5 protein-coding genes are annotated in these 7,109 nt (G+C 59.7%); all 5 read left to right on the forward strand.

What is annotated here, in order from left to right:
• Positions 1-241 precede the first annotated feature (241 nt).
• The 5 genes from CTATCC11996_RS21315 to CTATCC11996_RS21335 all read left to right on the forward strand — a co-directional run bounded on the left by CTATCC11996_RS21315 (position 242) and on the right by CTATCC11996_RS21335 (position 6,960).
• Positions 242-640: a hypothetical protein gene (locus CTATCC11996_RS21315; protein WP_003080339.1), complete on the forward strand. Its 399-nt coding sequence runs from the start codon at positions 242-244 to the stop codon at positions 638-640.
• A 331-nt stretch (positions 641-971) separates the two neighbouring features.
• Positions 972-2,258 (forward strand): TolC family protein, encoded by a 1,287-nt coding sequence (locus tag CTATCC11996_RS21320; protein WP_003080341.1) that lies wholly within the window; start codon positions 972-974, stop codon positions 2,256-2,258.
• A 46-nt stretch (positions 2,259-2,304) separates the two neighbouring features.
• The gene (locus CTATCC11996_RS21325) at positions 2,305-3,510 is read left to right on the forward strand and encodes an efflux RND transporter periplasmic adaptor subunit (RefSeq protein WP_003080343.1); all 1,206 of its coding nucleotides are present in this window, start codon (positions 2,305-2,307) and stop codon (positions 3,508-3,510) included.
• Between the two features lie 4 nt (positions 3,511-3,514).
• The gene (locus CTATCC11996_RS21330; protein WP_003080345.1) at positions 3,515-6,604 is read left to right on the forward strand and encodes an efflux RND transporter permease subunit; all 3,090 of its coding nucleotides are present in this window, start codon (positions 3,515-3,517) and stop codon (positions 6,602-6,604) included.
• Positions 6,605-6,624: 20 nt separating this feature from the next.
• The gene (locus CTATCC11996_RS21335) at positions 6,625-6,960 is read left to right on the forward strand and encodes a P-II family nitrogen regulator (RefSeq protein ID WP_003080347.1); all 336 of its coding nucleotides are present in this window, start codon (positions 6,625-6,627) and stop codon (positions 6,958-6,960) included.
• The last annotated feature ends 149 nt before the right edge of the window (positions 6,961-7,109 follow it).

The raw sequence follows: 7,109 nt of genomic DNA on the forward strand, positions 1-7,109 counted from the left end.
TTTTTTCTTGCCTTTCATGTTTTGGCGAACCTGATGTGCTCCTGACTTTCTAGCAAGATACCCTTGCCATGCAAGTGCTATGGCGATACGCTATCGTTCACCCTTACAGATGTTGACAAAAGTTTTCCATGTGGGAACTTTTGCTGCCAATCGGTACACCATCTTGTCATCATTGGGTCTGCTTCCCAGTGACTGTCTCAGTCCTTCATTGTTGTTCGCTTAATCACAGCTCCTTCGATCCATGCGCCCGGCGTCTTCCTTTCTGCTGTCGCTGCTGATGTTTGCCTCCATCATCGGAGTGCAACTCATCGCCATGTGGCCCGCGGGTTCGCAAGATGTTGTGGCCATGGCTTATGTACTCGATGCAGAGCCGCACGAGTACGGTGTTGATGTGCTGCAGGAGTTCGAGGACGATGTGGAAGAAGATACCGTTGAGTTCTCCATTCATCGTCCGCATCGCACTGCCGAACTCAATCCTGCGCAGGACGATCGCAATGAATTGTTTGGCCCTCCCGAAGCGGTAGCTGTCGGTGTGGCCGATGTACGGGTGCCTCCTCAGGGGCATGTGGTGCACCCGACTTATCCCTGGCCGGAAAGCATGTTGCGTCCGCCAAGTCTCGGCCTGCCGCTGGCAGGCTAGCTCCAGCTCAGCTGACGTTATCACGTCAGAACCTTTGCGCTGAGCTTTTTAGACCTCCGATACCTGCTGCCCGTCATTCCAGCGCTTGCTGGCTTGAAATGTGCTTGTCTGCAGAGCATGGCTCTGAGACTGGTCTGGGGCGGCTTCACCTGCTCAGGTTTAACTGATCCTGCATTGCATGCGGCGGCTGCCGCATGTGCATGACGGGTTTTCGACCCTTTCCTCACTTTATCTGCCCTCAAGAAGGCAGCTGTGTTCTATGTTCAATAGATCGAGAGTGCCGGCTTCTTTTCCGGCCAAGGCCAGCAAGAATTCTTCTGGTCCTGCACCATTGCTCAGCCTCAAGCGCTCGGCCGTGTTCGGCCTGTGTCTCGCTGCAGCTCTGGCTGCGCATGCTCAGAATGCCGGCGGCGCACCACAAGCCAGCAGCACGATTTCCGATCAGGTGCAGCCCAAGCTGACCCTGACGCAGCTGGTGCAGACCGTGCTGGACAACAACCCAGAGCTGCGCTCAGTTCAGCAGTCGAGCGTCACAGCTCAGGCGGCTGTGGTCAGTGCCGGTGCTCTGCCCAACCCCAAACTGGAGTGGAGTCGTGGCGACAACAAGGCGCGCCTGGCATCGGCCACGCCTGGCAATGTGCAGACCATGGGGATCTCGGTCCCCATAGAAATGCCATCCGTGCGTGCTGCGCGCATAGAAGCAGCAGAAGCCGGGCAGCGAGCATCGGTGCACCAGATTGCCACATCGCGCAATGCGCTCGTTGCTCAGGTCAAGCTCAAGGCCTATGAGGTGGTGCTGCGGCAGGCTCAGGCACAGGCCGCCTATGACGCCGTCAAGCTGCTGGAGCAGGCTCACGAGCGTGTACGCGTGCGTGTTTCCAGTGGTGAGGCAGCGCGCTACGAAATCATCAAGGCCGATGCCGAGCTGATCAACGCGCGTCAGCAGGAACAATCTGCCCGTTTGTTGGCAGAGCAATCCCAGCTCACGCTCAATCGTCTGGCTGCAGGCCAGTTGCCCAATCGCTTTGATCTGGCTCTGTCTCTGCAGGATCCGGTGGAGAAGGCGCAGTTGCAGAACATCAACTGGCAGTCCCATCCGGAGCTGCTGCAACTGCAGTCCGAGGTGGACAAGGCCGAAGCGCAGAAAAATGGTGCCAAAGCCAGCCGTTGGCCGGGCCTTGAGCTGCGTTACGCGCAGACGCGCGAACCCGACATCCGCAATAACACCATCGGCGTGAGCATGCAGATTCCACTGTTCGACCAGCGACGCGGTCCCATTGATGAGGCTGCTTCGGAGGCCGAGCGTGCTCGCCTGCGCATGGAAGGTCGCAAGGCCGAACTGGAGCAGCAGATGCTGCAGGCCTGGAAGGTCATGGAAATGGCGCAGGTACGCACCAAGGCGCTGAGCGAGGGCGCGGTGCGCGAGGCCGAATCGGCCTTGCGCGTAGCAGAGGCAGCTTACCGCTTCGGCGAGCGCGGCATTCTGGATGTGCTGGATGCCCAGCGCGTGCTGCGCACGGTGCGCGCCGATTTGCTTGAAGCTCGTTATCAGCTGCAATCCGCCCGGATTGAACTGGATTTTCTGGCTGGCCGCTATGCCCAGCCTTCCTCGCTTTGAGCTTTCAAAGTCAAGACCACGTTTTCGTTTTTTTTGAATTCGCTTTATGTCTTCTCATCATCATTCCAGGACTGCGCGTCCCGCCTCTCTGGTTCTGGCACTGGCGCTGGCCGGGCTGACAACATTGACCCTGACTGGCTGCGGCAAGGAGGAGCCGGCTGCTGCAGTTGCTGCAGCAGATACCAAGGCCGAGCTTGATCCCATGGAAGTGGTTGTCTCAGCCGAAATGGCAACCAACTTCAAGACCGCAGCGGTAACGCAGGCCGAAGTTGCATCGGTGCAGGAAGTTGCCGGTCGTATTGAGGCCAACGAACGCAAGGTCACTCGCATCGGTGCGGCCGTGACAGGACGTGTGACCGAGGTGCTGGCCGAAACAGGTGATCGCGTCAAAGCTGGTCAGACCCTGGCGCGCGTCGCCAGCCCCGAGCTGACCACGGCTCAACTGGCTTATATGCGTGCCAGCGCCACGGCGACTCTTGCCGAGCGCTCCGTAGAGCGGGCACGTCAGCTGATTGCTGCCGATGTGATCGGCTCTGCAGAACTGCTGCGTCGCGAATCAGAAGTGCAGATTGCGCGCGCAGAGTTGAGGGCGGCAGGCGACCAGCTCAAGCTGATGGGCTTGTCCGCCGATGCGCTGAGCAGTTTGCGCGCCAAGGGCAATGTGGCACCGAATGCTGCTATCACGGCTTCTGCCGCCGGTATCGTGATCGAGCGCCAGGTCAGCCAGGGCCAGGTGGCGCAGCCGGGGGACCCTCTGTTCACTGTGGCGGATCTCTCCAATGTCTGGGTGGTAGGCGCCCTGCCTGAGCAAATTGCACGCAGCGTGCAGACTGGCCAGAACGTGCAGATCGATGTGCCGGCGCTGGGGCTGACCGTCGAGGAGGCGCCCATCTCGGGCAAGATCATCTACGTGGGCGACACCGTGTCCCCCGAAACCCGCACCGTGACCATTCGCACTCAGGTTGACAACAAGGATCTGGCACTGAAGCCCCAGATGCTGGCCACCATGAAGATCCAGGGGGCCATGGAGAAGACTCTGGCGATCCCGGCGCTGGCCGTCGTTCGTGAGAACGACAAGGATCATGTCTACGTCAAGAAAGCCGAAAACCACTATCGCCTGACTCCGGTGGAGCTGGGTGCGGCCAGCGGTGGTCTGCGGCCTGTGGTCAAGGGGCTGAGCGAAGGCACGCAGATCGTGGTCGAAGGTGCATTCCACCTGAACAACGAGCGCAAGCGCGCAGAACTGGAGTAAGCCCATGATTGCCTCCATGATTCGTGCCGCGCTATCGCAGCGGCTGGTGGTGGTCGTGCTGGCGCTGGTGATGTGTGGCTTTGGCCTGCGTGCCGCCATGAATCTGTCGGTGGATGCTTTCCCCGATGTGACCAATGTGCAGGTTCAGGTTGCCACTGAAGCACCCGGCCGTTCGCCCGAGGAGATCGAGCGTTTTGTGACCGTGCCTCTCGAAATCGCCATGACGGGATTGCCCGGCCTGGCAGAGATGCGCTCGCTCAACAAGAGCGGTCTGTCCATCATCACGTTGGTGTTTACCGATGCGACCGATGTGTACTTTGCCCGGCAGTTGGTGACGGAGCGTCTGATCGAAGTCACGCCCCGCATGCCTGAAGGCATCGTGCCGGTACTGGGGCCGGTGTCCACCGGCCTGGGTGAGGTCTACCAATACACGCTGGACCACCCCGATGATGGCAAGCGGGAGCTGACCCAGGCCGAGTTGACAGAGCGTCGCACCATTCAGGACTGGGTGGCGCGCCCGTTGCTGCGATCCATTCCCGGTGTGGCTGAAATCAACTCTCAGGGCGGATATGTCAAGCAGTATCAGGTGCTGGTCGATCCTGCCCGCCTGCGTCACTACAACCTGAGCGTGCGTCAGGTGGTGCAAGCCGTGGCGGACAACAATGCCAATGCCAGTGGCGGGATCCTGCCGCAGGTGACCGAGCAGTATCTGATTCGTGGCGTGGGCATGATCCGTACGCTGGACGATATCGGCAACATCGTGCTCAAGGAGCAGGGGGGCGTGCCGGTCTATGTGCGTGATGTGGCCAAGGTGCAGATTGATGCCGAGGTGCGACAGGGTGCCATCATCAAGGGGGGCTATACCGAGGGCGTGTCCGGCATCGTGCTGATGATGCGTGGCGGAAATGCCAAGGAAGTCGTGACCCGCGTGAAGGAGCGTGTCGAGGAAATCAACTCCAAGGGCATGCTGCCCGGCGGCCTGCAGATCGTTCCCTACTACGACCGAACCGACCTGGTGGATTCGGCCCTGTGGACCGTGGGCAAGGTGCTGATTGAAGGCATCTTCCTGGTGGTGGTGGTACTGTTCATCTTCCTGGGCGATGTGCGTTCCAGCCTGATCGTTGTGGCGACACTGATCATCACGCCGCTGACCACCTTCATCATGATGAACAAGTACGGCATTTCGGCCAACCTGATGTCCTTGGGGGGCTTGGCGATTGCCATTGGTCTGATGGTGGATGCCACCGTGGTGGTGGTTGAAAACGTATTCCACAAGCTGGGGCAGGCGGGCAATTCGCGCGGCGAGCGCATTCGCACCGTGCTGTCGGCCACCGTGGAAGTCGCTACACCCACCATCTTTGGTATTGCCATCATCATCTTGGTGTTCCTGCCGCTGATGACGCTGCAAGGCATTGAAGGCAAGATGTTCGGTCCGCTGGCGCTGACCATCGCCATGGCTCTGGCGATCTCGCTGGCCGTGTCGCTGTTCCTGTCGCCCGTGCTGTGCTCCTACTTCCTCAAGGGCGGCGCCGATCACGATACCAAGCTGATTGGCTTCCTCAAGCGCCACTATCTGCGTTTGCTTGACGGTGCGACTGCACGCAATCGCCTGACGCTGGCCGTGGCCGTGGCTTTGCTGATCGGATCGCTGGGCCTGTTCCCGTTCCTGGGCAAGTCTTTCATGCCGACCATGAAAGAAGGTGCGCTGACACCGCAGATCAACCGCGTGCCCAGCATTTCCCTGGATGAATCCATTCGCATGGAAATGGCTGCCATGAAGGAAGTGGCGCAGGTGCCTGGCGTGAAGTCCGTGGTCTCCAAGCTGGGGCGTGGCGAATCGCCGGCCGATCCTGCTGGCCCCAATGAGTCTGACCCCATCGTGCTGCTGGACCCCGAGTCCGAGCGCACCCAGGATGAGATCGACGAAGAGATTCGTCAGCGCCTGTCCAAGATTCCCGGCGTGCAGATTGTTCTGTCCCAGCCTATCTCCGAGCGGGTGGATGAAATGGTGACCGGCGTGCGCTCGCAACTGGCCGTGAAGGTGTTCGGGGACGAGCTGGAAGACCTCAAGGAAGTCTCCGAGCAGGTGGCACGCATTCTAAAGAGCGTCTCCGGCAGTACGGACATCCGTATCGAGCGACTCTCGGGTCAGCAGGCTCTGACGGTGGATATCGACCGCAAGGCGATTGCTCGTCACGGCCTGAACGTTGCCGATGTGCAAAGTCTGCTGGAGTCCGCCATTGGCGGCAAGGACGTGACGACCTTGTATGAGGGAGAGCGTCGTTACTCGGTCGTCGTGCGTTTCCCCGAGTCCTATCGTGGATCGCCCGAAGCCATTGGTGCCACTTTGCTGACCACGGCGGCTGGCGCGCAAGTGCCGCTGAGCAGTCTGGCCAAGATCGAACTGGTCGATGGCCCTGCGCAGATCAGCCGCGAAGGTGGCAAGCGCCGCGTGGTTGTGGGCGCCAATGTCGAAGGGCGTGACCTGGCTGGCTTTGTGGCCGAGGTCGAGCAGCGCCTGGACAAGGAAGTCAAGCTGCCCGACGGCTACTACTTCAAGTTCGGCGGTCAGTTCGAAAACATGGAGCGCGCCATGGGCACGCTGCAGGTGATCGTGCCGTTGACCATCGTGGCCATCTTCTTCCTGCTGTTCCTGCTGTTCAACTCCATCAAGCTGGCGAGCCTGATCATTCTGGTGCTGCCCTTTGCCTCGATTGGCGGCCTGATTGGTCTGTTTGTCACTGGCGAATATGTGAGCGTGCCGGCATCGGTGGGCTTTATTGCCCTGTGGGGTATTGCTGTGCTGAACGGCGTGGTGCTTGTATCCAGCATTCGCCAACTGCGCCAGGACGGCATGGACGTGGCCGAAGCTGTGCGCGAAGGCTGTACTCAGCGCTTCCGCCCTGTGATGATGACCGCAACCGTGGCTTTGCTGGGTCTGGTGCCATTCCTGTTTGCGACGGGTCCTGGCTCCGAAGTTCAGCGTCCCTTGGCTATCGTGGTGATCGGTGGTTTGATTACCTCGACTTTGTTGACGCTGGTGGTGCTGCCCACGCTGTACCGCTGGTTTGACGAGAAGCCGACCGAGGCTTGATTTGAGAAAGGAGTGATCCGATGACGATGAAAGAAATCCGCGCCATCGTGCGTCCCAGCCGGTTGGAGCGTCTGCGCACCGAGCTGCGTGCGATTCCGAATTTTCCTGGCGTGACGATTTTCAAGGCGGAGGGCTTTACGGCCCCCGCAGCCGTGGACAAGCGTACGGTCAAGGATGAGCTGACCGACTTTTCGGACAAGCTCATGGTCTGCGTAATCGTGGAGGAGTCCATGGTGGAGCCGATTCGCCAAGCAATTGTCGCGGCCTGCCGCACCGGGCAGATCGGCGACGGTCTGGTCTGGACGGTGGATATCGGCGAGATGCACCGCATCCGTGACGGCGGTGCCGTGAGCTGATGCAGACCTGGCACTGAAAGAAAAAGGGATGCTCTCTGCATCCCTTTTTTCATGCTTTCGACAAAATCTCGGAAGTTTGGGAAAACTGGCGAAAACCCTGTGCTACAATTTTTGCATTGCAGCAGAGAAACACTGTTTCATTGCTTCAA

Origin of the sequence: Comamonas testosteroni ATCC 11996 (genome assembly GCF_000241525.1) — a bacterium.
Lineage (GTDB): Bacteria > Pseudomonadota > Gammaproteobacteria > Burkholderiales > Burkholderiaceae_C > Comamonas > Comamonas testosteroni.

Excerpts from the sequence above, each read along its gene's own strand:
- CTATCC11996_RS21330 (WP_003080345.1), top strand. The coding sequence starts at position 3,515 with ATGATTGCCTCCATGATTCGTGCCGCGCTATCGCAGCGGCTGGTGGTG.
- CTATCC11996_RS21315 (WP_003080339.1), top strand. The coding sequence starts at position 242 with ATGCGCCCGGCGTCTTCCTTTCTGCTGTCGCTGCTGATGTTTGCCTCC.
- CTATCC11996_RS21335 (WP_003080347.1), top strand. The coding sequence starts at position 6,625 with ATGACGATGAAAGAAATCCGCGCCATCGTGCGTCCCAGCCGGTTGGAG.
- CTATCC11996_RS21325 (WP_003080343.1), top strand. The coding sequence starts at position 2,305 with ATGTCTTCTCATCATCATTCCAGGACTGCGCGTCCCGCCTCTCTGGTT.